This is a genomic window from Halomicrococcus pelagicus, from assembly GCF_051917725.1.
Taxonomy (GTDB): domain Archaea; phylum Halobacteriota; class Halobacteria; order Halobacteriales; family Haladaptataceae; genus Halomicrococcus.
In genome coordinates this window covers 283,799-310,320 of sequence record NZ_JBQBLX010000007.1, presented here as the reverse complement: position 1 = coordinate 310,320, position 26,522 = coordinate 283,799, and the positions used below count along the sequence as shown (strand labels likewise).

Here is a 26,522-nt window from a genome sequence, read left to right as displayed (position 1 = left end):
TGGGCGTCGAAGGTGCCGGGGGCCCGCGCCGTCATGGAGAAAGCAGTCGGCGTCGCCCGCGAGCGCTCGCTGCCCACCTTCCACCGCGAGAGCCTGGAGGACTGGTTCGACGCCCGCGGCGGGGCGCGCGTCCCCGAGACTGATGCGACCCGGAGGGTGCTCCTGTTCCCGGACACCTACACGAACTACAACCATCCCGAGGCCGGGAAGGCGACCGTCCGGGTGCTCGAAGCGGCGGGCGTCCACGTCGAGATACCCGACGACGTGACCGCGACGGGGCGACCAGCGCATTCGAAAGGGTTCCTCGACACGTCTCGGGAGCGAGCAGCGGACAACGTCTCGGCGCTCGCGCCGCACGTCGCCGACGGGTGGGACGTGGTTCTGGTCGAACCCTCCGACGCCGTGATGTTCCAGTCGGATTACCGCGACTTGCTCTCGGGGCAAGCCGTCGAGCGGGTCGCGGCGAACGCGTACGGCGTCATGGAGTACCTCGACGCCTTCGACCTGACGGACGACCTCGCGCTCGGAAGCCCCGACGAGCGTCTCACGTACCACGGCCACTGCCACCAGAAGGCGACGAAGAAAGAGGGCCACTCGGCCAACGTCCTCCGTGCGGCGGGGTACGAGGTGGACGCACTCGATTCGGGCTGTTGTGGGATGGCGGGCTCGTTCGGCTACGAGGCGGAACACTACTCGCTGAGCCGGGCCATCGCGGGCATCCTCTTCGACCAGATCGACGCCAGCGACGGCGAAGAAGTCGTCGCGCCCGGCGCGTCGTGTCGAACCCAGATCGGCGACCGCGAGCGAGGAGCGGAACCCGACCATCCGATCGAGAAGGTCGCCGAATTGATGCGGTAGCGGTCGCCGATCGAGGGATTTCGACGTCGAAGGGGAAGGGACGACCACGGCCGAGAGAGGTGGAAGAGAGCGTCGATGAGGAACTGCGGAGTTCGGAAACGGCGAACGCCTTCTCTTCGACGAGACTGGTAGGCGAACCAGTGGCAGTCGGAGATAAAAATCGGGTGAACGCGGCGGCCTCCGATTTTCGCTGCTCTCAGGCGGTGAACAGTTCTCGCGGGAACTCGGCCAGTACTTCGGCACCGGTCGACGTGACGCGGAACGTCTCGCTGAGTTCGACGCCGAAGTCGTCGAACCAGAGGCCCGGAATCATGTGGAAGGTCATGTTCTCTTCGAGCACCGTCTCGTCACCCGGCCGGAGACTGGCGGTGTGTTCCCCCCAGTCCGGCGGGTAGCCGAGCCCCATGGAGTAGCCGATCCGGTCTTCCTTCTCGATGTCGTACTTCCCGATGACGTCACGCCACGCCCGCTCGACCGACTCGGCGGTGACGCCAGGTTCGGCGTGGTCGAGCGCTGCTTCGAGCCCTTCGACGACGATTTCTGCCCTGGATTGCATCTCCTCGGGGGGGTCGCCGACGAAGGTCGTTCTCGCCAGCGGGGAGTGATACCGGTTCCGACAGCCGGAGAGTTCGATGATGACGGGGTCGCCACGCTCGAACGGGCGGTCGGTCCACGTGAGATGCGGCGTTCCGGTGTGGTCTCCGGACGGCATCAGTGGAACGATAGAGGGGTAGTCGCCCCCGAACTCGTCGGTCCCCCTGATGAGGCCGTCGTAGATCTCCGCCGCCACCTCGTACTCGGGGACGCCTTCTCCGACCGCGTCGAGTCCGGCCTGCATCGCGTTCTCGGAGATGCGTGCGGCCTGCCGCATGTACTCCAGTTCCTGCTCGGACTTCCTGACCCGAACCCAGTTGACCAGAAGCGTGGCGTCGTCGAACTCGGCGTCGGGGAGGTTCTTCTGGAGTCGGGTGTACGACTTCGCAGTGAAGTAGTACGCGTCCATCTCCACGCCGATGCGCGCGTCCTGAACGTCGAGTTCTTCCAGTACGTCGGCGAAGAAATCCATCGGATGCAGGTCGTACGGCGAGTGAACGTGGTCGTCGCTGTACGACCGGATGTTCTCCTCGGCGAGCCAGGTCGTCGCTCGCGCGCCGTTCGCATCCATCTCTCGCCCGACCCAGATCGGTTCGTCGCGTTCGTGGGTCACGATGACGGCTTGGTGAACGTAGAACGACCACCCATCGTAGCCCGCGAGATAGTTCATGTTCGCGGGGTCAGAGACGACGAGCGCGTCTAGGTCCGCCTCTCGCATCCGCTCTTTCGTCCGCTCTATCCGCCGTTCGTATTCGTTCCTGTCGAAGACTGCCTGTGGCATGACAACGTCGTTCAAATAGTCGAACGAGATATTTCTTAAGCTTTTTGTGTACCATACAAACGGAATGTGTGTACGTGGCCGTCGAGTCTCGCCTCGAACCATCGCCGGAACGGTGAACCGGCGCACCGCTACCGATTCGGTCGGTGACACTCGACGCGGATTTTCCGCTCGGCGGTGGCGAGAACCCAGCAGTTACGTTCGCGAACACCGTCGGTTGGGCTCGTTCTCCGTGACGGTTCGAGCGGCGTCCCATGACAGTGAGTATTTACCGCCGGCAGTCCTTCGCCCCGTCATGGGTTATCACGTCGTACCGTTCGACGACGTCGCCCCGACGCCGGACCGGCCGTCCGAACACCGGTCCGTGAGCGACGCCGTCGGCCTGGAGCGGATGGCGCTCAACGTCTATCGGGCAGAGCCGGGCGAACAGCTACCGCTGGCCTACCACGTCCACGACGAGCAGGAGGAAGCGTTCGTCGTTCTCTCGGGGGTACTCCACGTCGAGACGCCGGAAGGAACCCACGTCGTGGGCGAAGACGAAGTGTTCGTCGCGGAGCCGGAGAGCCCGCACCGGGCATACAATCCGACGGACGCCGACGAGACGGTCCGGGTACTCGCCGTCGGCGCACCGTCGACCGACGACGTCCATCCCTACGAGCCCGAGGACGCGTGACGTCGACGCTGCCGATGACGCTCCGACGGGAAAGCTCGTGGTCGTCATCATCGTTCATGTATTTCTCCGTTCCACGAGAATGATAAACAATCCCAAGGTAGAAATATTTTAGGCCGAAGGGGAATGAAACCAGCCGAAAGCGGTACGGGACTCCTTTCGGCTCTCCCCTGTTCGCGGCAACGAGTCCGAGGTCGTCGTCCCGTTCGTCGGAGGGGACCGTAGTGGACGTACCAGAGCTTAGCAACGCCGTAACTCGTTCGTACCGTTTTTGCGCGCGGTCGAGTGTTGAACGGTTCTCGGCGGTCGCGATTCGGGACCGGGACGCCGTGACGTACTTATCGACACACTAACTCGATAACAACCGTTCGTCGTCCACGAACGGCCAGGGGTTATCTTATCCGTGGACTGTGGAGGAACAATCGCATCGTGACGGCCGGACGCCGGTTCGGTCGACCGAGCAACCAGAGGCACAGTTCGACGAACGCCAACCGTTCCCCGATCCGAGCCGCCCAACATGGACAACACGACGCATCTACTCAAAGAAACGCTGACCGTCGTAACGATGTTCACGACGTTCGTAAACACCATCGTCGAGTTCGCACAGGTAACGCACGTACGAATCGTCATCGTGATCCTCCTGGCCTGCCTCCTCGGAGTGAATCTCCTCGTAACGGAGTGAGGGCGAGGAGCGACAGCGACGCGCTCCTCGCGCCGGAGTAGTCACAGCGTCGTCTCCCGCTTCGACGAGGCTACGCGGTACCGACGTCCGCTAACCAGATATGTCACCCCCCGAGCTCTGAGTACCGTTACGTCCTGCCAACTTTTCGTTCGAACTCCTGTATCGCGTCGTCACTGCCGGCGAGGAACACGTCGTCGCCGGCCTCGATCGTAGCGTGTTCGTCGGTGTGGACGGTGCCGTCGCGCGAGATGCCGACCACGGTCCACCCTCGTTCGGGCGTACGACGGGCGTCTGCCAGCGAATCCCCGACGAACGACGCCGCATCGGTCCGTATCAGCCGTATTTGGCCCACGGGGTCCATGACTCGTTCGCCGTGAACCTCCGCCGCGACCAGGCGTGCGCACACCCGCTGGACGGAGAGGACGTAGTCGGCACCGGCTCTGAACGCCTCCGACGCTTTGTCGGCGTCGGTCACGCGTGCGAGAATCTCCACGTCTTCTGAGAGCGATCGAGCCATGGCTATGGTCAACAGTGCAGTCGCGTCGTCGTCGACGGTGACGACCAGTGCGGACGCGTCCTCGATACCGGCCGCCCGGAGGGTTTCCGGTTCGGTGACGTCACCGACGACGTCGGGCTGCGCGCTCTCCGATTCGTCGATGGTCGTGACGGACACGTCCGTCGAGAGCACGTCGATAGCTGCCGCACCGCCCTCTCCGAGACCGGCGACGAGCACCCGCGATTGCGCCGAGTTACGTGGCGTCCGGACGCCCGTCATCTCGCTCGCGACTTCGGAAATCGCGCTCTCCGGGCCGGCGACGACCAACACGGTGTTGGGCGTGAGGCGTTCGTCGGGCGAGGGCGACAGGCGCAATTCGCCGTCGAACCACCCGGCGACCAGCGTCAAGTCCGGATGGGTCGCGAGCGGCGACTCTCGCAGTCGGACGCCGTGGAGCGGGCTGTTCCGTCGGACGAGTATCTCTCGGATGGTAACCGGGTCGGCGGTGGTCGACACGTCGACCGTGACTGGCGTCGTCGCTTTTTCGGCCAGTCGCCGGCCGATGAGTGCGTGCGGGGCAGCGATTCGGTCGACGCCGATTTCGGCGAGCGCTGCCTTGCGGCGCGTCGAGGCCGTGAAGCTAATGACCCGTAGGTCCTCGTTCGCTTCCAGGGCCGTCAGGACGATACTCGCGGTGCTATCGCCGGCGTCGGTGATTAGGAGCTTTGCCTTCTCGATGCTGGCGCGGTCGAGGTCCGAGCGCTCCTCGGGGTCACCGTTGATGACCTGATAACCGTCGTCGGAGAGCTGCTTCGCTTCGTCCTCGTCGGACTCGACGAGGACGTAGTCCACGTCCAGTTCTTCGAGTTCGTCGAGCAGGACGCCGGTGTCGCGCTGGTACTCTGCGATGACGACGTGGTCGTTCTTTATCGAGAGGCGGTCGTCGAGGTTGAGCGGCGTCCGCTCGAACAGCGGGATGACGAGAATGCGTAACGTGACGAACCCGATAGCGACGCCGGTGACCTGCATCGTCACCATCAGCAGATTCATCGCTGGCGTCGACCACGCCGCGTCCGCACCGTACCCCGTCGTCGTCATCGTCTCCGTGACCGTCTGGAGCGAGCGGAAAATCGACTGGGGGCGATTTTCGAGCGTTCGCATTCCCACGTTGTAGACGACCGTGTAGACGAGGATGATCGAGACGACCCCGACCGCGTAGACGAGTATCAGTCGCTGTCGACGAGAGAGGTCTCGGGGATGTAGCCCCTCTATATCTCGGAGTTCGCGCATTGGATGGCTCCCTACGTTCTGCCGATGGCCTGTTCGCCCACTAAACCAACGGTGTCTCGACCGACCGACGGGCGATCGAGCGGCACGGACGTGACGTCAGTCTTCATCGGCCTGGTCTTCCGCAGCGCCGAGTATTCCGTTTGCTTCTTCTTCGAGCGTCTCGGCGAGCCACGAGTAAAAATCCGGGCGTGTCACAACCGTGGCGGTAGAGCCGTTATCGTACCGTCAGTCCTGGGGTTCCGTGATCTCCTCTTGGTCGAGCGGATCTTCGATGTCGCCGGTGACCGACTCCAGGAGGTCGGTCACGGTCACGAGGCCGACGACCTCGCCGTTCTCGATGACGAGCGCGAGCTCCTGGTTCTCGGCCTGGAACTGGTCGATAGCGTCGCTCACGTCCGTGTCCGGTGAGAGCGTCATCGGCGGCGCTGCCAGTTCGGTGAAGTCGACGTCGCCCTCGGCCAACTTCTCGCGGTGACGGGCGAGGATCGGGAAGTAGACGATGCCGCGGAAATCAGTCAGGTCCTCGCCGACCAGGGGATACCGGGTCTGTGGGCGCTCTGCCATCCGTCGGAAGTTCTCCTCGTCGTCGACTTCCGTGGAGAGCGCGACGATCTCCTCCGCGGGAATCATCATCTCTTCGACCGGTTGTTCGCCGATCTGGAACGCGTTCATAACCTCCTCGTGGCGTTCGTCGGACAGATCACCTTCCTCCAGAACCGAGCCGAGGCGGTTCCTGAGGTCGGCTCGCGACTCGATGGCCTCCTCTTCGGTTTCGAGCCACTTCCCGGTCATCTCGATGCCGAAGAGCCCCAGCGTCCCCTTCGCCACCCAGTCGCCGACCTTGATGAGCGGCGAGATGAGGTAGTTGAACCAGTACAGCGGCGCGGCCCCGTACCGACAGACCATCCGGGACCGTTCGACGCCCAGGTACGTCGGCGTCTGCTCGCCGTGCGTCAGGTGAACGAGGTTGATGATGAGGAAGGCGATTATCGCTCCGCCGCCGAGAGCCGCCACTGCCGTGTTCGCGAACAGCGGTTCGAACATGGCGGCCAGCGCGGGTTCGGCGACGATACCGACCGCGATACTCGACGCGGTGATTCCCACCTGGCAGGTCGTCAGGTAGATCTCCAGGTTCTGGGTCATCTCCCAGGCGCGCTCCAGCGAAGGGGAGTCGCCGACGAACTCCTCTTCGGTGAACTGGCGGGCGCGAGTCAGCGCGAACTCGATCGCCACGAAGAACGCGTTCGTCAGTATGAGTCCGACACCACCGAGTAGCCGAATCCAAATCTCGATTGAGTTCATCGTTCCGGCAGTGACCTTCGAGCGTCAAGTTATTGGTGGTACCGGCGCGAGGCGCATCGATTTCACGATGCGCCCGTTTGGGTACCAGTACCACTGCGCTCGTCAGACGACGTTTATAATCGCCAGGACGGAGTACTACTAGTCGAATGGCTCGCGACGCTCCGAAGGTCGAGAACTTCTCGATGCCGGTAGTACGACGTGATCGGGGCGTACTGGCCCTCGTAATCTTCGTCGTCCTGTTCGCGCAAGTGCTGCTCTATCCCGGAGTCACGGATCTCGTCGCGACGCTCGGAGCGACGACGCAACTCGATGCCAGCACGTGGTTTCTCGCCGCGGAGTTCGTTGGCTTCGTTCTCTTCGCGGGCGTCTGGGGGGTGCTGAGCGACCGAACCGGCCGTCGCGTCCCGTTCATCGTCGTCGGAGCGCTCGGCGGGGCCGCGGGCTATCTCGCTCTCGCGTCGCTGGGGCCGCGTCACTACGTCGGCTTCGAGACGCTCCTCATCCTGCGCTTCCTGCAGGGAGCGTCCACCATCGGTGCGTTCTCCCTCGCCATGACCATGCTGATGGATCTGGAGGGCGGTCACGGACGGAACATGGGGGCAGCGGGCATCGCCATCGGACTGGGAACGGCCCTCGGTGCACCTCTCGGTGGTCTACTATACGAACGAGGTACCATCGTCCCGCTCTGGGTAGCGGGCGGTGCCCTCCTGCTGGCTGGCGTGCTGGCGACGCGACTCGTCGACCGGGCACCGTCCGAAGGGCGTCCGGGACCCCGTGAGGTGGTCCAGCGCCTCCGGACGACGCCGGCACTGGGCTTTCCCTACGCGTTCGGGTTCGTGGATCGACTCACGGCCGGCTTCTTCGCGCTCGTCGGCACGGTCTACTTCCGCGATACGTTCTCGCTCGACGCGGCAGGAGCCGGAATCATGCTCGGACTGTTCTTCGGTCCCTTCGCACTCCTCCAGTACCCGCTGGGCGTTCTCTCCGACCGGGTCGGACGAAAGATTCCGGTGACGCTCGGCTCGCTCTGTTACGGGGCCGCCGTCGTCGCAGTGTATCTGGCGCCGACCCTCTGGCTCGCTGGCGGTGCGATGGTACTGCTGGGCGTGTTCGGCGCCCTCGTCTCGCCGGCGACGATGGCACTGGTCTCCGACCTCGCGAGCGACGCCAATCGAGGCGTCGCGATGGGCGGCTTCAACGTCTTCGGTAACCTCGGGTTCCTCGCCGGGTTCGTCGTCGGCAGTGTCGTCACCGGCTCCTTCGGTTACGGTGCCGCATTCCTGACGGCCGGGCTTCTCGAAGCCGGAATCGTCGTCGTTACGCTTCCAGCGTTCCTCCGGCTCGATCTCACCCAGTCACCGACGTTCAGCGAGTGACGGGCAGCGCCGACTGTTACGCTAGCAGTTCTCCGGGTACCGATGACTCGACAGATTGGCGGAGACGGTCGGTCGTTTCGAAAATCGGCTTTCGAGTGAGGCGAACACACGTCGTGACCTGCCAGTCGTCGGCTAAAGAACATAGGAGGTGGCCCCTGCTTGCCCGACCCGTGGACGACCTTCTCCGTCGTGAGTTCGGTACGCTGCGACGGCAGTACAGGACGTCGAGTACGAGACCAATTCCAGCGGGAACTACGTCGATGCGACGATAACGACCGAGGGAAGCGACGCGACGCTCGACGTCTTCGTGGACGCTGACTGACGAACTCACTACATGGCGGCGGGCGCTGTAACGCTCCGGACGGCTTCGACTGCCGTATTCGGCTCGGTGATTCAGGTGCGTTCGAGGTGAAGACCTTCGGGCTTCGCGGGCGTACTACTCGGGGAAGAGGCTGCCACGTCCACCGTGGATTATGTTGGTAATCCCATCGGCGTGCTGGACCAGGATCGTTCCGAGAATACTCATCACTAAGACGTAACCGACGGCGAACGCTGGAATCACCGACCGGAGCGTCTCCGTTCCCGACCCGGCAGCCAACGCCGCGATGACGAGCGAGAACTCCCCTCGTGGGACCAAGCCGAGTCCGACGCGGAGCGACCGCGTCCCGTCGAGGTCGTACACTCGACCGGAGAGAGTACCGCTCGCGACCTTCCCGACGGTCGTTAGGACGACGGCACTCGCGAGCAAGAGCACGACGTCACCGAGCACCGTCACGTCGGTCGTCAGTCCGATCGCGAAGAAGAACACTGCAGCGAAGAAGTCCCGTGTCGGAGCGACGACGTCCTCTATGCGTCCGGTGTGGTCGGTGTTGCTGAACGCCGTCCCGACGAAGAACGCTGCGACGGCTTCGCTCAACCCGACAGCCAGTGCGACGCCGGCGACGAGCGTCGTCGTTCCGAGGATGCGAAGCAGGAAGAGTTCGTCCGACGGGACGTCGAACGCTCGCTCCACCGTCTCGGCCCCGTACCACGCGACGATCGTCAGGCCGCCAAGGAACCCGAGCGCCGTGCCGACGGTGGTCAACGCATCGACGACGGAACCGCTACCGAGGACCACCGCCGAAAGCAACGCGAGATACATCGCGATGAGGATGTCCTCGAACACTAACGTTCCGAGTATCGGACTGCTCTCCGGGTTCGCGATCCATCCGTTCTCCGTCAGCGACTTCGTGATGACCGCGCTCGAGGAGATGTACACGATTCCCGCGACGAACAGCGTCTCGATTATCGAGAATCCGAACACGATGCCGAGAACGATTCCGAGCCCGAAGTTGACGAGGAAGTCGACGGTCCCGGCCTTCACGATTCGCGTTCGGTCGTTCAGCAGTTGCGAGATGCTGAACTCGAGGCCGAGAAAGAACAGCAGGAAGACGATACCGAGCTCGGCGAGGACGTCGATGAACTCGCGGTCTTCGACGAGCGTGAGCGATATTCCGGCGACGGACGACGGTTCGTTCGGGCCGATGAGGATGCCGACGAGTATGTAGGCGGGGATGACGGAGAGACCGATTCGGTTGGCCAACGTGCCAGCGACGGCGATACCGGTGAGTGCGATTCCGACCTCGAGCAACAACACCTCCGCCATTCTTAGGCGTCCTGGTCGTCGACTCGTTCGGCGAGGTCGGAGAATGCCCGCTGTTCGTCCCGCATCCCGAGAGTAACGAGAATGTCGTCCGCCTGGATGACCGTGTCCGGTTGTGGATTGCCGATGGTCTCGTCGCCACGCTGAATCGCGAGCACGGAGACGCCCGTTCGCTCACGGATGTTCGCTTTCTGGAGTGATTGCCCCGCTAACGTCGACTCGGGGTCGATTTCGACCCACTCGATGATCGCATCCCCCATGGGAACCTGGATCTCGTCCATTTCGACGGGCTGGAAGTACGCACCTTCGAGAATCGATCCCAGTTGGCGGGCGCGCTTTCCGGGAAGGGCGAACAGCTTCTGACTGTCCGCGTTCTCTTCGGGGCGGAGATACACCTCCCGCTTTCCGTCGTGATGGATGATTACGACCAGCCGTGAGTCCCCGTGGAGTTCGAGTTCGAACTTGTGTCCGACTCCCGGGACCTCCGTCTCGTAAATCGTCATAGAGGATACACAGAGCCGAAAAACGATAAACGTCATGTGTTCGCGGACCGCTCGCTCGACGTCTACTCGCTCGTCCGACGTTTTCGCCGACGACTGCAGTTCCGACACCGGTTTCGAGGCTCGCGGACCGGTCCTCGATGGAGGCGATTTAAGCCCGTCCGCGTCCATGTGGTAATAATGAGCTTCGAGACCCTCTATCTCCGTCTCGAGAAAGCGGACGCCCACCGGATTATCTCCTCGAAGGTGGAGGGCCTCCGTTCGAAGAGGGTCGACGATTCCATCGAATACCAGGGTAACGACGGGATGCTTCTCGCCGTTCTCTCCGATATCGACTCCGACGACGGGAGGGAATCGAAGTTGCGATACCAGACGTCCGTGATTACGCCGCCGCTCGCTCACGGACGGACCAAAGCACGCGAAATCCGCGACGCCGTTGCCGAGTACAAAGAATCCCGGTAGAACACAACGACTGCTTGCGTTCTTCCGGACCCGCCTGGTCGCGGTCATCACCTACTTCCGATTCGGTATCATAGCGCGTGGAGCCGAGGTAGCACTCCGGAGAGATTCGATGACCAGAGAGACCACGACAACCGGCGCGGACGAATCGAGCGGCACTCGTCGTGATTTCCTGCAGGCGGTTTCGCTCACGGCCGTGGGAGCGGACGCGGTGCTGGATCGGTCACTGGACTACGACGAGGGCCGTCTCGACTCTCCCGACGGCGCCCGACTCGAACCGGTCGCCGACTTGCCGGAGGACGTCACCCGGCCGTGGATCGGGGACCAGTTCTGGACGAATCGGTTGCAGGACTGGCGACTCCACGACGGTCGCATCGAGTGTCGTCGGGGCGATCCGAAGCTGCCGGTTCGCACCGTCGGCGTCCTCACACGCGAACTCGTTCGCCGGAACGCGCCGGGTCGCATCAGCGTCACTGCCGGTATCGTCGATACCGACCGTCGGTCCGACGGAACCGAATCCGGTGGGTTCTGCGGACTCCTCCTGGGGGTCAACCGGTCGCTCGACTACCGCGCCGCGGCCCTGGCACAGCAGTGTTCGGGAACGGGCGGCGGCCTCCTGTGCACGTTCGGTCGCGACGGGGTCGCTCGATTCCGCGAACACACGAGCACGACGGCGCCCCTCGCGTTCGCCGAACTGCCGGCCGAACGACGAACGCCGACCGACGAGTCGACGGGGGTGACTCCCGGCCGGCGAATTCGGCTCGACGTCGACGTCGTTCCGGTGGCGGAGGAACGGTTCGACGTACGACTCGTCGCGCGCGACGCGGAGAGCGAGGACGTGCTCTCGGAGACGGTACGCCGCAACGTTCCCGAAACGGACCTGCTCGGGAGCATCGCACTCGTCTCGTCGCCGGGGCAGGCCGGGACGCGCTGGTGGTTTCGCGACTTCCGAACTGGGGGCGAGAAGATCGACCGACTTCCCGACCGGACGTTCGGGCCGATCGCCGGGACGCTCTACTCGCTGAACGGGTCGGTGCTCAGGCTGTCCGCGCAGTTCGTGCCGCTCGGTGAAAGCGAACCGCGAACGACGGAGCTTCAGTACCGCCGCGTCGATACCGACGAGTGGACGACCGCTGGGACGGCCGACGTCGGTACCGGATACGCGGCGTTGTTCCGCGTCGAGGACTGGGACCCGACCCGTAGCTGGGAGTATCGCGTCGTCTACCGGGACGGGAGGGGGGAACGAACGACGTACTCCGGACGGATTCGGGCGGATCCGGAACCGAGCGGCGACTGTTCAATCGCCCTTCTGGGCTGCTTCGCACCGACCGTCCGGGGGTTCCAGCGAGGCCGAAGACGGCGCGCTGCCAGCAGCGACGTCGAGCAGGTCACTCGGAAGCAGGCGAGCAAGTTCGGCCGCTACACGTCCGACAACTTCTACTTTCCGCACGGCGAGTTAGTGCAGAACGTCCGGAAACAGGACCCCGATCTCCTCGTCTTCTCCGGAGACCAGTACTACCAGAACAACCCCATGACCGGGCTGGACGACGAGGATCCGACGCTGGATTACCTGTACAAGTGGTATCTCTGGATGTGGGCGTTTCGAGGATTGACGCGTAACAGGCCGACAGTGGTGCTCACCGACGACCACGACGTGTATCAGTCGAACCTCTGGGGTGCGAAGGGCAAGAGCGTGCCCTTCAACCGCTACCGCCGCGGCGGATACGCCGGTACCAGCGAGTTCATCAATCTCGTCATCCGGACGCAGTGCTGTCACAACCCCGACCCGTACGATCCGACTCCGGTTCGAAGAGGGATCTCGGTCTACTACGGCGCGTTCCGTTACGGTGGCGTCGACTTCGCGATCGTGGAAGGTCGAAAGTTCAAATCGCCGCCGAAGAAGCCCGGAGACCGGGAGTTGCTCGGGAGGCGACAACGACGATTCCTGCACGAGTGGGGAACCCGTATCGCCAGCGGACCGGCGCGAGTGTGTCTCACCCAGACGCCCTTCGCGTGTATAGAGACGACGCCGGATGGACGGCCGAACAAGGACCTCGACTCCAACGGTTTCCCGAAGGATGGTCGGGACGACGCCGTCAGACTGTTGCGGGACGCTGGAGCGCTCGTACTGTCGGGTGACCGTCATCTCTCGACGCTGGTTCGCCACGGTATCGACACCCACACGGACGGCGTCGTCGAGTTCACCGGTCCTGCAGGCGGAACTCTCTTCCAGCGCTGGTTCGAACCGTCGCGACAGCTTCCCCACGGTACTGGCGAACCGAACACGGGACATTTCACCGACGCGTTCGGAAACAAGATTCGCGTACTGGCCGCCGCAAACCCGACGATTTCGTACGAGCGGTTCCGGCAGCGCGTCGACGGGCAAACGCGGAGTATCGGCGACCGAACGTGGAAGCGTGAGGGGTACGGACTCGTGCACGTCGACCACGAAGCCGAACGGTTCACGATCGAATGTTGGCCGTGGAACGAGAATCCGACCGCCCCGGACGCCGAACAGTTTCCCGGATGGCCCTTCCAGCTTTCGTTCGACGACGTGGCCAACGGAAAGTCAGCTCCCAGCGAATGACGTCGTCGTGGAGTGTGGCCCCCCGAGTCCCCGGCGGAGTTCGAGAGGGCTGGCGGTTACCTTCGAAACGTCGGACGAAGAGTTTTGAACTCGGGGACGGTGGTAGAAACATGGGACAGCCCAGTCTACACCACCACGGCGTTTCGGTAACCGACCGTGACCGCTCGGTGGAGTTCTACCGTAATGCGCTCGGGTTCGACGTTATCGACCAGTACACGCTCTCCGGCGATGCGCTCGCGACGGCTATCGACGACGAAACGGCCACTGGTCATTTCGCGCATCTCGCGGCCGACACGGCGCGTATCGAACTCGTCGAGTACGAAACCGACGGCGACGACGTGAGCGGCGGAGAGGTGTACGACGACGGGGCGAAACACCTCGGACTGAAAACGGACGACATCGACCAGTTCTACGCGAATCTCCCGGACGACGTCGAAACGATCAGCGAACCACAGACGACCGAAAGCGGAACGCGGATTTTCTTCCTACGAGACCCCGACGGGAACCTGATCGAAATCCTCGAAACCTAGAGTGTACTTCCGTATTGCGTAATTGCGGGGAAGGTAAACACATCACAACCCGTATTGCGCCTCCGTCGTTTGCAGCGCCACAGGAGTGCGAATCCTACGCGTGCGGTCGTTTCGAATCGAGTAATCCCCTCACCGTCTCCGGGTCCTCCCAGAGGACCACGTCACCCTTCCGGGCATCGTACTCGATGTACTGGTAGTCTTCCAGTTTCGGGAGATGGTTGTGATGCAGGGCCACCTCCAGACGCTCGACGCGCTCGTAGGAAACGTCCTCGTCTCGCACGAGCTTCTCCGCGAGTTCTGCGCGAGTCAGTGACCCGTCGTCGGCGAGGAGCGCCAGAACCTTTTGACGAACGGGATGAGTGAAGGCACCGAATCCGCTCGAAAATAGCAGGGAGTCGTCGAGTCCTCCCGAAAGAACGAGTGCGAGATCGTCGAGGAGACTCAGGACGACTACTGTCAGTTCTTGTGCCATGCCGACGACCATACCCGGTCAACTGTTCGTTCGTTCAATAAGGATTTCGCTGGCTTCCGTCTCCACTCTCCGATAAAACGACTCGTAGTTCTGGTTAGCGCATCTGCTAGCGTCGGGTCACGAAGCTGTCGTCCACGGTGGACTCGCCGTTTCTCCCTTGAGGACGGCGGCAACGTCGAGTGGGCGAGAGCGTGACGTGTCTCGGTCGTCTCCGCCGTCAGGCGTCGTAGTAGCCCCCGCCGTCTTCCTCAATGGTCGTCTCGTTTGCCGTGTCCGTCGTCGGTGCTCGAATCCGGTCCCCAGTTCCACGTCGCCGCGCATGTCCTGGGGGTGGTACTCGCAGTAGTACTCGGCCATCGCCTCGTCGGCAGTGAACGTCACGGAGACAGTTGCGCCCTGCTCGGTCGCAGAGTCACTTTCTACGAGCGCCTTGCCGTCGGCGTCCTCGATGATGAGTTCGTGCTCGACGCCGTCCAGATTCATCCACGTGATTTCGTACTTCTGGCCCGTCCATAGCGAGAACCTCGGGTTCTCCTCCCCGTGAATCGGCTCCGGTGGGAGACCGAACCAGTGGCTTCCCTCGCCGCGAGGAGAATCGGTATCGCGTCTCGTGTCTCGGCGGCCGTCGTTTCTTCCTCGACAGTCGTCTCCTGTCCGACTGTGACGCCGCCGATGTCCACCACAGTCCCGACGACGCCGATCGATTCGAGAAATCTCGCTTCGATACCCCATCGAACGGGTCGTTGCGTGTCATTTCCTCTACCCCTGGTCGGGGGTGCGACGCCGCCGTAGTAAACCACGATGATTGTTCACACACCACTCTCGATCGACCGAATACGACCTCGTCGCCCGCGATTCGATAGAGGGGACTGATTCCGACTGCTCCGATCGCTGCCAGAACGGGGTCCGGTACTGCTGGCCGCTTTCGTTCGGTTACCGTCCGGTGTAGCGTCTGCCGGGAGCGTCGAAGGAGGTGAGGCTACGTTCGTCGACCAACGGGTTCAGTGGACTGTCCGGTCGTCCGACGAGTCGATTTCCTCGATGGCGGTGTGGTTCCCACGGACGACCTCCGGTCCGTCCTCGTTCGGCGTAGCCCACTCGCAGGCGTTGCGGAGCACCTGTCGAATCTCGTCTTGGTGATAGACGGGATACGCTTCGTGGCCCGGTCGGAAGTAGAAGATCCGACCCTCGCCGCGATAGTAACAACAACCCGACCGGAACACCTCGCCTCCCTCGAACCAGGAGGTGAAGACGAGCGAGTCAGGTTCGGGAATGTCGAAGTGCTCGCCGTACATCTCGGCGTCGGGAACTTCGATGTACTCGTCGATGCCGTCGGCAATCGGGTGGGCGGGATTCGTCACCCAGAGCCGCTCGGTCTCGGCGGCTTCACGCCACTTCAGCGCACAGCTAGTCCCCATCAGCTCACGAAATATCTTGGAGAAGTGTCCCGAGTGCATCACGACGAGCCCCATTCCGTCGAGGACGTGGGACTTCACCCGCTCGACGACCGCGTCGTCGACTTCGTCGTGGGCGGCATGCCCCCACCACGTGAGGACGTCGGTCTCGTCGAGGACCTCCTCGGAGAGTCCGTGTTCGGGTTCGTGTAGCGTTGCGGTCTCCACGTCGAACCCGCCCTCGCGGAGCGCATCGGCGACGACGGCGTGAATGCCGTCGGGGTATATCTCGGCGACCGTCTCGTTCTCTTGCTCGTGGACGTACTCGTTCCAGACGGTGACGCGAACGTCGTTCGACATGCTTCCTCGTTTGGCTAGACCTCGTATAAGCGTGCCTCCCTGAACAACACTCACCGGTGCTGGCTCCATCCATATCGGGTCAGGTGCACATCGACGATGCAAACTGGTGAATCCCGACTCGTATCTCCTCGTGCGAGCGACGTTCGAAGGGTCCCTCGGCACGACGTTGGAACCGGATCGAGTACCGCTACCTCGACTGGTTCGTTCCGGACGAGCGTCGGGACGAATTGCGCCGGGACTTCCAGCGACGAACGAGAACAAATATTACAATAACAAGATAAAAAATATAAGAGCTTTTCAATAATTCATTTATATGCTTGCCCAGAAAATGGTGTGTGTATGTCACCCAATCCAGATAATGATGAGGAATGTAGTAAAGAATTAGAGTCCACTCGACTCGACCGACGGAACTTCCTCGGAGGAGTCACTGGATTACTCGCCGCCGCTGCATACACTGCAGAGGTACCCGACGCAGTCTCCGCGACGATCTCGAACAGGAACGACACGGACAAACAGACTGTCACGTCCCCAGACGGCAGCATCCGGGTTACGCTCGACGTTTCCGGGGACGTACCTGCCTACACCGTCTCGTTCAACGGGACGACGTATCTCCAGTCCTCGACGCTTGGCTTCGAATTCCAGAACCAGCCGACGTTCGGTGCCGCGGCAGAGGGCACAGCTGGCACGAATATCACGATAACGGGCAGTGAAACCGGTACGTCCACCGAAACGTGGAATCCACTGTGGGACCAGTACGCCACCGTCTCGGAGGACTACGCGTTCCTCCGCGTCGGGTTGGCCGAGACGAGCGCGCCGAGTCGAGAAGCGAATCTGGAGATTCGCGTGTTCAACGACGGACTGGGATTCCGGTTCGCACTCAACGACGGTTTTGCCAGCAACAGCGGAAACGCTGTCATCACCTCCGAGAACACCCAGTTCAACTTCGCCGGTGACTACACGGCCTGGTGGATCAGAAACGAGTTCGTCAATCCCCGGTTCGAGCAGGAGTACCAGGAGACGAAGCTCAGCGGCGTCGAATCCGGCACGCGAACCATCCGACCGAACGACAACACCATTCGAAACGGTGCGCACACGCCGTTCACCGTCAAGGCCGGCGAGGACGCGTACCTGAGTATCCACGAAGCGGACCTCACGGACTACGCAACGATGTCGCTTGCTCCCCGATCTGACGGCGGTGCGACGGACTTCGCGGCGGAACTCGCGCCACTCCCCGACGGAACGAAGGTGTCGACCAAAACCCCGGCAGTGACCCCCTGGCGGACGATACAGCTCGGAACGAGTCCGAGCGACCTCGTGGAATCGTCGCTGATTCCGCTCCTCAACGACGAACTGGACGAATCGGTCCTGCCGACCGTCGACGGCGAACCCGACACGAGCTGGATTACACCCAGGAAGTACGTCGGCATCTGGTGGACGATGATCGCAGGGAACGCCCACTGGGAGTACAAACCCGACGCTGAGATAGAGGCGAACGGGAACGACCCGGCGGCGTACGTTCACGGTGCCCGCACCGAGCGGATGAAGCGATACATGCAGTTCGCCAGCGAGAACGACATCGATAGCGTGCTCGTCGAGGGATGGAACCAGGGCTGGGACAGCTTCCCCGGTTCCGGGGTGACGATGGACTTCGACCAGTCGTACCCGGACTTCGACTTGGACGAGGTTACCGACTACGGGCAGTCGCTCACGCCGAGCGTCGAGATGACCGCCCACAACGAGACGGCCGGGAACCTCGTCACCTACGAGGACCAGATCCTGAACGACGACATCTTCCGGTACTACGAGGACAACGGTATCCGGAGCATCAAGAACGGCTACGTCAACGACGACGGAATCGGCCACGAGGGAGACGGCGGGACGGCGACCATAAACCACCACTGTCAGATCGCGGTCAACCACCACGAACTGGTCGCACGGGAAGCGGCCGGAAACCGACAGTTGCTGGAGCGCCACGAAGCCGACAAACCCACCGGGAAACGCCGCACGTATCCAAACCTGGCGTCCACTGAAACGGTCAAAGCACAGGAGTACGACGGCTTCGGTGCGCTCGGCTCGGACGTCGGTCGGGACCACCACGTCACGCTGCCGTTCACCCGGATGCTGGCCGGCCCGGCGAGCTACCAGCCGGGTATCTTCGATATCACCTTCAACGACGACACCGGCGGGCAGATCCAGACGACCAGGGCGAAACAGCTCGCGATGTATCCGAACTACAACGCCGGTCTGCAGATGGCCGCCGACCGCATCGAGGCCTACATCAATCCGGAACTGTCGGTCGGTGAACTCCTGCAGGCGGCTACCGGAGACCTCGACGGGTTCGTCACGGGCGACGAGTGGCGCAACGCGTTCGGGACCAACTACGTCGCGGTCGACCCGGGTCGGGTGCCGTCTGGTTCTTCGGTCTCGTGGACGGTCACGGACGTGCCGTCCGACGGGACGTACGACCTGCACCTTCGGTACGCCAGCGCGCCCGAAGAGAACGCGCCCCGAGTGGTCGAAGCCGGCGAGACGCGAGCAACCCTCCGGGTGAACGATTCGACCGAGACGATCAAGCCGTCGTTCACGGAGTACTGGGACGACTGGCAGGTGTTCACGACGCAGGTCGAACTCACCGAGGGCGAGAACGCTATCGCCATCGAACTGCACTACGACGACTCCGGAGAGACGTTCACCGGCGACGTCGGTGGGTTCAACCTCAACACGGTAGCCGTCACGGAGAGCGGCGCTGAATCGCCGATTCCGGACAGCTACGCGGGATACACTCCGGGGAACGAGAACTTCGAGACGGAGACCGAGTTCGAGTTCCTCGAGAAGGTACCCGCAGGCGGCTGGGACGACACGGTCGTCGTCGATGCCGAAATAGGGGAGTACATCGTTACCGCTCGACGGAAGGCCGACGAGTGGTACGTCGGCGCGATGACCAACGGGGACGGTCGCGCCGTCGACGTTCCGCTGGACTTCCTCAATCCCGGGAAGAACGGCGAGGCAGAGGGCCCGAAGCACGTCGCCGATATTTACTCCGACGGAAGCGACGCCCGCTACGACGAGAACCCCACTGACGTGTGGGCCGACGAGCAGATCGTCGACCCGAACACGACCGTCCTCGCCTCGATGGCCGCCAGCGGCGGCCAAGCGATCCGACTGCGGCCAGTGAACGCGACGGACATGAAGGAGCTTCCCGACTACGAACCGCCCGAGCAGGAGTACGTCTCCTTCGAAGCGCCGGAGGTCGGAGTCTCCGGGCAGTCGATCAGCGTCGGAATCTCGGGGACGAACTCCGGGTCGGTCATCGGCGGAGAGGAGCTGAGCGTCTTCATCGACGGCGAGGAAGTCGAGGCCACGTTCGTCCGGCTGGCCCCCGGCGAGAGCGAGAGCACCGTGCAGTTCGAGCTACCCTATCTCTCGTCCGGCGATCACGAGATTCGAATCGGGCGGTCGCTGGACGAGGCGCTCCCAGCGCAGACGATCCGGATCCTACCGGCGATGCCGCTCTCCTCCACCTGGCTGTTCCACAGGGGCGACGACGCGGCCTGGGCGGCCCCCGACTACGACGACGGCGACTGGGAGCGTGTCGAACTACCTGCGAGCTGGGAAGACCACTCGGGGTACACCGAAGATCAGGTCTTCGGGTGGTACCGAAAAACGATCACCATCCCCGAGTCCTGGGAGGACTACGGAGAGGACCTGATACTACCGGTGGGCAAGATCGACGACGTCGACCAGACGTTCTTCAACGGGAACGCGATCGGCCAGAGCGGAACTTTCCCCGAGGACGGCTTCAGTACGGCGTGGCAGGTGGCGAGAGAGTACTCGGTGCCGGCCGAGAACGTCAACTACGGTGGTGAAAACGTCATCGCGATCAGGGTCTACGACGCGTTCGGAGGCGGCGGTATCTACGCGGGACCGCTGGGTCCCGTCCGGCCTAATTACGACAGTTCCTGAACCGGGCTGGTCGTCGCTTTTCGACCCTATCGACCGAGACGCTTTGCCGAACTCGGAGACTCCGCAATCAAACCTCCTCGAGGGTTCCCGGATCGAGCGGGGTCGCGGCGTCCCGGTACCGGGCGAAGGTCTCGTCGGCCCACTGTTTTACGGCCGGGTCATCGGTGTCGACCGACGCCTGGAGAACGCCGTTCTCGTCGCGCAGCAGGAGGTGGACGACGTCGTCGGCGACGGTCACCGCGAGCGGAATCTCCTCCTCGCAGATTCGTACGTCCGCGCCGTCGGTCTCGAGCAGCGAGGCGAGTCGACGACGGAGTCTGGAGTCCTCGGCGAGTGCGTCGAGGACGTTCCGGGAGAAGACGCCCTGGAATGCCTGCTCGCCGGCGGTCGTTCGCTCTTCGACGACGGTTAGACTCTGCACGTTAAACGCGTGGGAGAACACGCGGACGTCGTCGGCGTCGCGGATGAGATCGAGGACGCGTTGTACCGGAGCGTTCGGCCGCGTCTGGCTCGGTACCGTGATGGTCGCGGCCGCGAGATGCCGGAGGTCGAAATCCAGCGCGTCGGCCGGCAGGTACTCCACGACGTCCCTAAGTTTCGCCTCGACTTCGAAGATGTCGAGCATCTCCGCGAACCCGTCCGCGACGAGCGCGCCCGTCGGCGTCGCGACGTATTCGCCGTCGTCCCGTTCGATCCAGGAACGCTCCTCGAAGTCGTGGAGGATGCGACCGATCGTCGCTTGCGAGGCGTCGGTGGCGTCTGCGAGCTCGCGACGCGTCCGTGCGCTCTCCGAGAGGACCGTGAGTACCGTGACCCGATTGGCCGAGAGTGCGAGAAACTCGATGTCCGCCAGTTCCTCTTCCATGTCGGTTCTGGTCGCCGACGAGGGAAACCGTTTTCGCACGTTAAAAATCTTTCATGGTGCGCAACCCACCAGCGGCAGGCCGTATTTTACCGCCGGCAGCGTTTTTCTTACTGCGAAAATTTTCCTGAACGGAACTATAAGGCCGACCGTCCTATTCGGAAGTAAGATGACCCCAACTACCGATACGACGGCCCGGCCTGGCTGTCGCGAAACCGTCGAGGTGGTTCCGTAAGATGATCGGGCGTCGCACGCTCGCGTTCTTCGCGGCGACGAGTATCCTCTTCGGTGGTACGTTCGTCGCGACGAAGGCCGGTCTCGACTACTTCCCGCCGCTCCTGTTCGTCGCACTACGGTACGACATTGCGACAGTTGCGGTCGCTCTCTACGCGGTCTACGCGATTCCGCGGGAGCAACTCCTACCGCGGACCGCTGGCGACATCGCGAGTATCCTCGCGACCGGTGTCTTCGCCATCGGCCTGACGAACGCGTTGCTGTTCGTCGGCCAGCAGTACACGACCAGCGCGGTGGGCGCGATCATGTTCAGCCTCAACCCGATACTGACGCCGGTGTTCGCCGCGGTCCTCCTCGCGGACGAACGGCTCTCGACGCGGGAGGCGGCCGGGATGGTGCTCGCTCTCGCCGGCGTCGTTCTCGTCGTGAATCCCGACCCGGGAAACCTGACTGGCGGCATCGTCGGGAAGTCGATCCTGTTCGCCGGGGCGGCGAGTGGGGCGCTCGGTAGCGTCCTCATTCGGCGAGCCGACAGCACCGTCTCGAGCACCGTCCGGACTGCCTGGGCCCTCCCCATCGCTGCCGTTCTCACGCACGGTCTGAGCTGGTGGCGTGGCGAGTCGGCCGCGTCGGTGGTCTGGACGTCGGAAGCCCTGTTCGCCCTCGCGTACGTCGGACTCTTCGCCGGCGCAATCGCGTACGTCGCCTACTTCGGTCTCATCGACGAAGCGGGCGCGATCCGCGCTAACCTCGCCTTCTACGTCGTCCCGGTCGTCGCCAGTCTCGGTGGCTGGGCGCTCCTCGGAGAGGTGATTTCGGGACTCGCCGTCGCGGGCTTCCTGACGATCCTCCTCGGGTTCGTCGTGCTCGGGAGCGACTCCATCGACGTCCACGATGTCCTCCCGGCTTTCGCGGTCGAGGGTGGGGACGACGCCTCGGCGTCGATGCCGGAGCACTCGAGAAACCCCGAACAGTCCTGAGGTCGTCCACCTCGGCAGTCGCTGGCACTCCGGATGTATTACGCCAACGCCGGATGGGTTGTGTTCTGTGGGAGTGGGTCAGGCTCCAATCGCATGAGCGTTCGTTCGGACCCGGCGAACGTTCGGTCAGTTCCCGCCTGCGTTCGACGCATTGTCGTGTCGAAGCCGGTCGTGATACTCGTTCGGACGGAGGAGCCGCACTACCGAGAATCGCTGATAACAGGGACGGTGAGGAATCGGACAAACATGATGAACTAAGTAATCAGAATAGCGAAGGTGAGGCAGGCACGATTCATGACGAACGAAAAATCGTCTCTATCATCTAGTATGATTGCCGAAAATACGGGGTCGAATCTGGCGAACAAGATCGAGTCGCTACTCGCAGAGATGACGCTAGAAGAGAAGGTCGGGCAGTTGAATCAGCTTAACGGCTCGGACCAGACCGGACCAGCAGTCGACGACGTCGATCTTGAAGCTGAAATCAAGTCAGGACGGGTTGGGTCGGTGTTGAACGTTGACGGACTCGAAAATCGTCGCCAGTATCAACGAATCGCTATCGAGGAGTCGAGACTTGGCATACCTCTCCTCTTTGGATTCGACGTCGTCCACGGCTTTCGAACTATCTTCCCGATACCACTCGGGGAAGCTGCCACCTGGAGCCCAGACCTGGTCGAAGATGCGGCCCAAGTCGCCGGTACTGAGACGGCAGCGGCAGGTATCCACTGGACCTTCGCCCCGACAGTCGACGTCACGCGCGATGCACGGTGGGGTCGAGCGATGGAGAGCAGTGGCGAAGACCCCTATCTGGCGAGCGAACTCGCCCGAGCACGAGTGCGTGGACTGCAGGGTGAAGACGTGTCCGCAGAGGATACGGTTCTCTCTTGTGCCAAACACTTCGCCGGATACGGCGGGGTGAAGGCCGGCCGCGAGTACAACACGGTCGACATCTCCGAGAGTACGCTTCGAGACGTACATCTTCCGCCATTCGAGGCAGCGGTCGACGAAGGCGTTGCGACGGTAATGAACGCGTTCACGGCATACGATCGAATACCTGCTGGTGTAGACGAGTCCCTCATTTCTGGGACGCTCAAAGACGACTGGAACTTCGAAGGGTTCGTCGTCTCAGACTGGAACTCCATCCGAGAGCTCATTTATCACGGAGTGGCGGCAGACGAGTCCGAAGCTGCGGAGAAAGCGGTTAAAGCCGGCTCGGACGTGGACATGGTCGGTCACGTCTTCTCGAACTCGCTGACTCGTCTCGTCGAGGATGGTATCGTCGACGAATCGACGGTCGACGACGCGGTGCGGCGCGTCCTCCGCTACAAGTTCAAACTCGGACTCTTCGAGGATCCGTTCCGATACTTTGACGAAGAGCGGAAGGCAGCGACGATGCGGCAAGATTCGCATCGGAGCGTAGCACGGGAGGTGGCGCGCGACTCGCTGGTTCTATTGAAAAATGAACAGGATATCCTGCCGCTCACGGACGACTACGACGAGATTGCGGTCGTTGGCGCACTCGCCGACAGTCCGGACGATATGCTCGGCAACTGGCGTGCCCGTGGTCGGTCCCAGGACGCAGTAACGGTCCTCGACGGAGTGAAGGAGGCAGTCGGCGACGAGACTGAGGTCCGGTACGTTAAGGGGTGTGATCGCTCCGGAGCCGTCTCCGAGGAATCTCAGCAGAAAGCCGTTGACGCCGTTCGTGATGCCGACGTGGCGCTAGTCGCAGTCGGCGAGAACTGGGAACTCTCTGGCGAGTGTCGTAGTCGAACCGCTATTGACCTTCCCGGCGAGCAACAGACACTTCTCGAAGCGCTTGACTCGACAGCGACCAGCGTCGTGAGCATTCTCTTCAATGGTCGTCCACTCGCTATCCCGTGGATGGACGAGCACCTTTCTTCGATTCTCGAGGCGTGGTTCCCTGGGACGCAGGCGGGTCACGCTGTTGCAGACGTCCTGTTCGGTGGTCACGACCCGTCGGGTCGGCTGCCGATGAGTTTTCCGCGGAACGTCGGTCAGTGTCCAGTACATTACGATCATCTGCCGACTGGTCGTCCGGCGGAAACGGCCGAACCTGGTTGGGCGACCTCGTACATGGAAACGCAAAACGATCCCCTGTTTCCGTTCGGTCACGGTCTCAGCTACGCCGAATTCGAGTACGACCAGCTCACGCTCTCGAACGACGTGATCGAGCGGGAGGAATCGCTCGCGGTGGACGTGCGAGTCACGAACACTGGCGACCAGGAAGGGAACGAGGTCGTCCAGCTCTACACGCACGATTTGGTGGGTAGTCGCTCGCGTCCCGTGAAGGAGCTCGCTGGTTTCGAGAGTGTGTCATTGAGCCCGGGCGAGAGCGAGACGGTCACGTTCCGGCTGACTGAAGACGACCTCGCCTTTTGGACTGCAGACGACGAGGTAGCGGCTGAACCTGGCGAGTTCGAGGTGATGGTCGCACGGTCAGCAGCGGATGTCAGAGCAACTGAGAGGTTCGAATTGTGTGAGTGAGCAACAATCGGCCACCGTGGATTGTGCTTTCTGTTCAAAGCAGACGATTCGTTTCCCGGTGATCGGAAAGTGGTTCTTTACGTGATTCGGCTATAATCCCATAAGACGGAACGAGCGCTTTCGAAACACTACTGTCACAGCTGGTACATTTGAATGTATTTTGTAGTACTATCTCAACATAACTCTTTAGTAGGTGGGATAGAGTCCCATAGTCATGCGCGACAAAACAAACGATGATGGAGAATGGAAGTGGAGCCGCCGTCGAACACTAGAAGCAGCAGGCACCGTCGGAATCGCGAGTCTCGCCGGTTGCGCTGGAACGTCGTCCAACGACTCCCAGAATTCGAACGGCAACGGACAGCCGACCGACCCGGAGCTAACCCTCTCGGAGTGGCTCGTGCCGAAAGACGCCCAGTACAACTCGTTCAACTCGAAAAACTGGCCAGGCGACGCATCACGAATGCTCTACGACGCCTTCGTCAGATACAACGCCAAGAAAAATGAGTTCGAGCCGAATCTTCTCACCGACTGGTCGATCGACGGCAAGACCGTCACGCTGAAAACCCGGAAACAGCAGTGGCACGACGGTGATTCCGTGACGGCGGACGATCTGGTGGCACAGCTCCGCCTAGAGAAGTTCATGGGAATGACGAAGTTTCTGGAGTCCGCGGAGGTAACGGGCGACCAGTCCGCGAAGCTCACACTGACGAGTGAAATCAACCCGGACGTCTTCCTCGAAACGTTCCGGAACAAGCGACTCACTGTCAAGAAGAGTCTATTCGAGAAGCATCTTCAGGAGTTCGAGTCTGCATCGAGCGACTCCGAGAAGAGCACAGCGCAATCGAACTTGAGCAGTCGGACGATAGAAGAGCCAATCGGCAACGGACCCTTCGAGTTGAAGACGGCGACGAGCCAGCAGTTCACGCTCACGAAGTTCGAGAAACACCCACAGGCCGGCAACATCAACTTCCCCCGAGTCGTCTACAAGTACTTCCCGTCGAACCAGAAGCGCTGGCAGGCGCTGATGAACAACGAGCTAGACGGACAGGCTCAGATGTTCGTCCCGAAGAACGTCCGCGAGAAGTTCCCGAAAAGCGTCGTTCGGGCGAAGATTCCGACAAACAGCGGTTTCGGAGTGACGTTCCAGCACGACCACAAGCACTTCGGCCAGCGGAACGTCCGGCAGGCCGTCGCTCACGTCATCGACCGCGAGCAGGTCGCACAGAACTCCGGTGGCGACACGAAAGTCCCAGTCGACCTACCCAGTGCTGTCCCCGCAAATACCGACGAGTGGCTCGGCAACAGCGCCGGCAAGTTCAATAAATACCAGACGAGCACACAGAAGGCGGCGTCGTTGCTCAAAGACGCCGGGTTCGAGAGACAGTCTGGAACGTGGGTCGACAGTAACGGTAACACGCTGAAAGCTCCGTTCAAGGTTCCCTCGGGGTACACCGACTGGGTAACGGCATCCGAGACGATCGTGAGTCAGCTCCAGAGCTTCGGTATCGACGCGAAACTGGTCTCTCGAAGCACGTCGACGTTCTGGGGCAAGGACTTTGCCAAGGGTAACTTCGTGCTCGCCGCCGGTGGTTGGTCGGCGCGACTACACTCGCATCCGTACTTCCATCTCAAGTTCCAGTTGGACAGCTCGGCTGCTGACAACGTGTACAACTATCCCGATACGGTCTCCGTGCCCTCGCTCAACGGTTCCGGTGGAGGATCGCAGGAGGTCGACGTCGCGAAGGAAGTCGAAAGCCTCCTCACGGCGAAGCCCGGAAAGAAAACGAAACAACGGGTACAGAAGCTCGCCTGGGTCGTCAACCAGACGCTCCCCGTTCTCCCCATTCAGGAGAAACTCGCGCAGAGCTTCGTCACGAAAGACGACTGGAACGTACCGAGTCAGAACAGCAAGAGCATGTCCGTCTACTGGCCGACGTCGTGGCTGCCCCGGACTGGCGAACTGACTGCCAAGACGAAGTGAGGAAACC

General features: G+C 62.3%; 21 protein-coding genes. 11 read left to right on the top strand and 10 right to left on the bottom strand.

The genetic code is table 11. The annotated features are described in order from the left end of the window. On the top strand, positions 1-858 hold an 858-nt coding region (locus tag ACTF4R_RS19320; protein WP_440009921.1), incomplete at its 5' end, for a (Fe-S)-binding protein. Between the two features lie 196 nt (positions 859-1,054). Here ACTF4R_RS19320 and ACTF4R_RS19315 read toward each other — a convergent pair. Beyond that, positions 1,055-2,233 carry a M24 family metallopeptidase gene (locus tag ACTF4R_RS19315; RefSeq protein ID WP_440009918.1) on the bottom strand — a complete coding sequence of 393 codons (1,179 nt, stop codon included), beginning with the start codon at positions 2,231-2,233 and terminating at the stop codon, positions 1,055-1,057. Positions 2,234-2,525: 292 nt separating this feature from the next. Between ACTF4R_RS19315 and ACTF4R_RS19310 the strand changes: the two genes are divergently transcribed. Beyond that, positions 2,526-2,903 carry a cupin domain-containing protein gene (locus tag ACTF4R_RS19310; protein WP_440009916.1) on the top strand — a complete coding sequence of 126 codons (378 nt, stop codon included), beginning with the start codon at positions 2,526-2,528 and terminating at the stop codon, positions 2,901-2,903. Positions 2,904-3,417: 514 nt separating this feature from the next. Then, positions 3,418-3,582, top strand: coding sequence for a hypothetical protein (locus tag ACTF4R_RS19305; protein WP_433627219.1), 165 nt, complete (start codon positions 3,418-3,420; stop codon positions 3,580-3,582). 127 nt (positions 3,583-3,709) lie between these two features. Here ACTF4R_RS19305 and ACTF4R_RS19300 read toward each other — a convergent pair whose 3' ends face one another. After that, positions 3,710-5,368 (bottom strand): potassium channel family protein, encoded by a 1,659-nt coding sequence (locus tag ACTF4R_RS19300; protein ID WP_440009913.1) that lies wholly within the window; start codon positions 5,366-5,368, stop codon positions 3,710-3,712. A 225-nt stretch (positions 5,369-5,593) separates the two neighbouring features. Beyond that, a complete protein-coding gene (locus tag ACTF4R_RS19295) occupies positions 5,594-6,670 on the bottom strand; it encodes a CNNM domain-containing protein (RefSeq protein ID WP_440009912.1) in 1,077 nt (358 codons plus the stop codon). A 146-nt stretch (positions 6,671-6,816) separates the two neighbouring features. On the opposite strand from ACTF4R_RS19295, the gene ACTF4R_RS19290 reads away from it, so the two are divergent. Then, positions 6,817-8,046: an MFS transporter gene (locus tag ACTF4R_RS19290; protein WP_440009911.1), complete on the top strand. Its 1,230-nt coding sequence runs from the start codon at positions 6,817-6,819 to the stop codon at positions 8,044-8,046. Positions 8,047-8,482: 436 nt separating this feature from the next. Here the strand turns inward: ACTF4R_RS19290 and ACTF4R_RS19285 are convergent, their stop codons facing one another. Then, positions 8,483-9,691 carry a cation:proton antiporter gene (locus tag ACTF4R_RS19285; RefSeq protein WP_440009908.1) on the bottom strand — a complete coding sequence of 403 codons (1,209 nt, stop codon included), beginning with the start codon at positions 9,689-9,691 and terminating at the stop codon, positions 8,483-8,485. Positions 9,692-9,693: 2 nt separating this feature from the next. Beyond that, complete coding sequence (locus ACTF4R_RS19280; RefSeq protein WP_440009906.1) at positions 9,694-10,191, bottom strand: cation:proton antiporter regulatory subunit; 498 nt, start codon at positions 10,189-10,191, stop codon at positions 9,694-9,696. 177 nt (positions 10,192-10,368) lie between these two features. Here ACTF4R_RS19280 and ACTF4R_RS19275 point away from each other — a divergent pair, with 177 nt between their 5' ends. From ACTF4R_RS19275 to ACTF4R_RS19265, 3 genes are all read left to right on the top strand, one after another. After that, positions 10,369-10,650 carry a hypothetical protein gene (locus ACTF4R_RS19275; RefSeq protein ID WP_440009903.1) on the top strand — a complete coding sequence of 94 codons (282 nt, stop codon included), beginning with the start codon at positions 10,369-10,371 and terminating at the stop codon, positions 10,648-10,650. A gap of 109 nt (positions 10,651-10,759) precedes the next feature. Then, the gene (locus tag ACTF4R_RS19270) at positions 10,760-13,234 is read left to right on the top strand and encodes an alkaline phosphatase D family protein (RefSeq protein WP_440009901.1); all 2,475 of its coding nucleotides are present in this window, start codon (positions 10,760-10,762) and stop codon (positions 13,232-13,234) included. Positions 13,235-13,344: 110 nt separating this feature from the next. Continuing rightward, complete coding sequence (locus ACTF4R_RS19265; protein WP_440009899.1) at positions 13,345-13,764, top strand: VOC family protein; 420 nt, start codon at positions 13,345-13,347, stop codon at positions 13,762-13,764. A gap of 94 nt (positions 13,765-13,858) precedes the next feature. On the opposite strand, the gene ACTF4R_RS19260 is transcribed toward ACTF4R_RS19265, so the two are convergent. The 4 genes from ACTF4R_RS19260 to ACTF4R_RS19245 all read right to left on the bottom strand — a co-directional run bounded on the left by ACTF4R_RS19260 (position 13,859) and on the right by ACTF4R_RS19245 (position 15,990). After that, complete coding sequence (locus tag ACTF4R_RS19260; RefSeq protein ID WP_440009896.1) at positions 13,859-14,248, bottom strand: DUF7344 domain-containing protein; 390 nt, start codon at positions 14,246-14,248, stop codon at positions 13,859-13,861. A 105-nt stretch (positions 14,249-14,353) separates the two neighbouring features. After that, the gene (locus tag ACTF4R_RS19255) at positions 14,354-14,719 is read right to left on the bottom strand and encodes a cupredoxin domain-containing protein (RefSeq protein WP_440009894.1); all 366 of its coding nucleotides are present in this window, start codon (positions 14,717-14,719) and stop codon (positions 14,354-14,356) included. Beyond that, positions 14,716-15,036: a hypothetical protein gene (locus ACTF4R_RS19250; RefSeq protein WP_440009892.1), complete on the bottom strand. Its 321-nt coding sequence runs from the start codon at positions 15,034-15,036 to the stop codon at positions 14,716-14,718. The genes ACTF4R_RS19255 and ACTF4R_RS19250 overlap by 4 nt, the downstream gene beginning before the upstream one ends. A 201-nt stretch (positions 15,037-15,237) precedes the next feature. Further along, positions 15,238-15,990 (bottom strand): ThuA domain-containing protein, encoded by a 753-nt coding sequence (locus ACTF4R_RS19245; protein WP_440009890.1) that lies wholly within the window; start codon positions 15,988-15,990, stop codon positions 15,238-15,240. A gap of 339 nt (positions 15,991-16,329) precedes the next feature. On the opposite strand from ACTF4R_RS19245, the gene ACTF4R_RS19240 reads away from it, so the two are divergent. After that, entirely contained in the window at positions 16,330-19,953 is a 3,624-nt protein-coding gene (locus ACTF4R_RS19240; RefSeq protein WP_440009888.1) for a glycoside hydrolase family 97 N-terminal domain-containing protein, read from the top strand. Between the two features lie 67 nt (positions 19,954-20,020). Here the strand turns inward: ACTF4R_RS19240 and ACTF4R_RS19235 are convergent, their stop codons facing one another. Further along, positions 20,021-20,818, bottom strand: coding sequence for a helix-turn-helix transcriptional regulator (locus ACTF4R_RS19235; protein ID WP_440009886.1), 798 nt, complete (start codon positions 20,816-20,818; stop codon positions 20,021-20,023). 233 nt (positions 20,819-21,051) lie between these two features. Here ACTF4R_RS19235 and ACTF4R_RS19230 point away from each other — a divergent pair, with 233 nt between their 5' ends. The 3 genes from ACTF4R_RS19230 (at position 21,052) to ACTF4R_RS19220 (ending at position 26,515) form a co-directional block, all read left to right on the top strand. Then, positions 21,052-22,029 carry a DMT family transporter gene (locus ACTF4R_RS19230; RefSeq protein WP_440009884.1) on the top strand — a complete coding sequence of 326 codons (978 nt, stop codon included), beginning with the start codon at positions 21,052-21,054 and terminating at the stop codon, positions 22,027-22,029. A 294-nt stretch (positions 22,030-22,323) separates the two neighbouring features. Next, positions 22,324-24,534 carry a beta-glucosidase BglX gene (bglX, locus tag ACTF4R_RS19225; RefSeq protein ID WP_440009882.1) on the top strand — a complete coding sequence of 737 codons (2,211 nt, stop codon included), beginning with the start codon at positions 22,324-22,326 and terminating at the stop codon, positions 24,532-24,534. A 214-nt stretch (positions 24,535-24,748) separates the two neighbouring features. Beyond that, on the top strand, positions 24,749-26,515 hold the full coding sequence (locus tag ACTF4R_RS19220) for an ABC transporter substrate-binding protein (protein ID WP_440009879.1): 1,767 nt from the start codon (positions 24,749-24,751) through the stop codon (positions 26,513-26,515). The last annotated feature ends 7 nt before the right edge of the window (positions 26,516-26,522 follow it).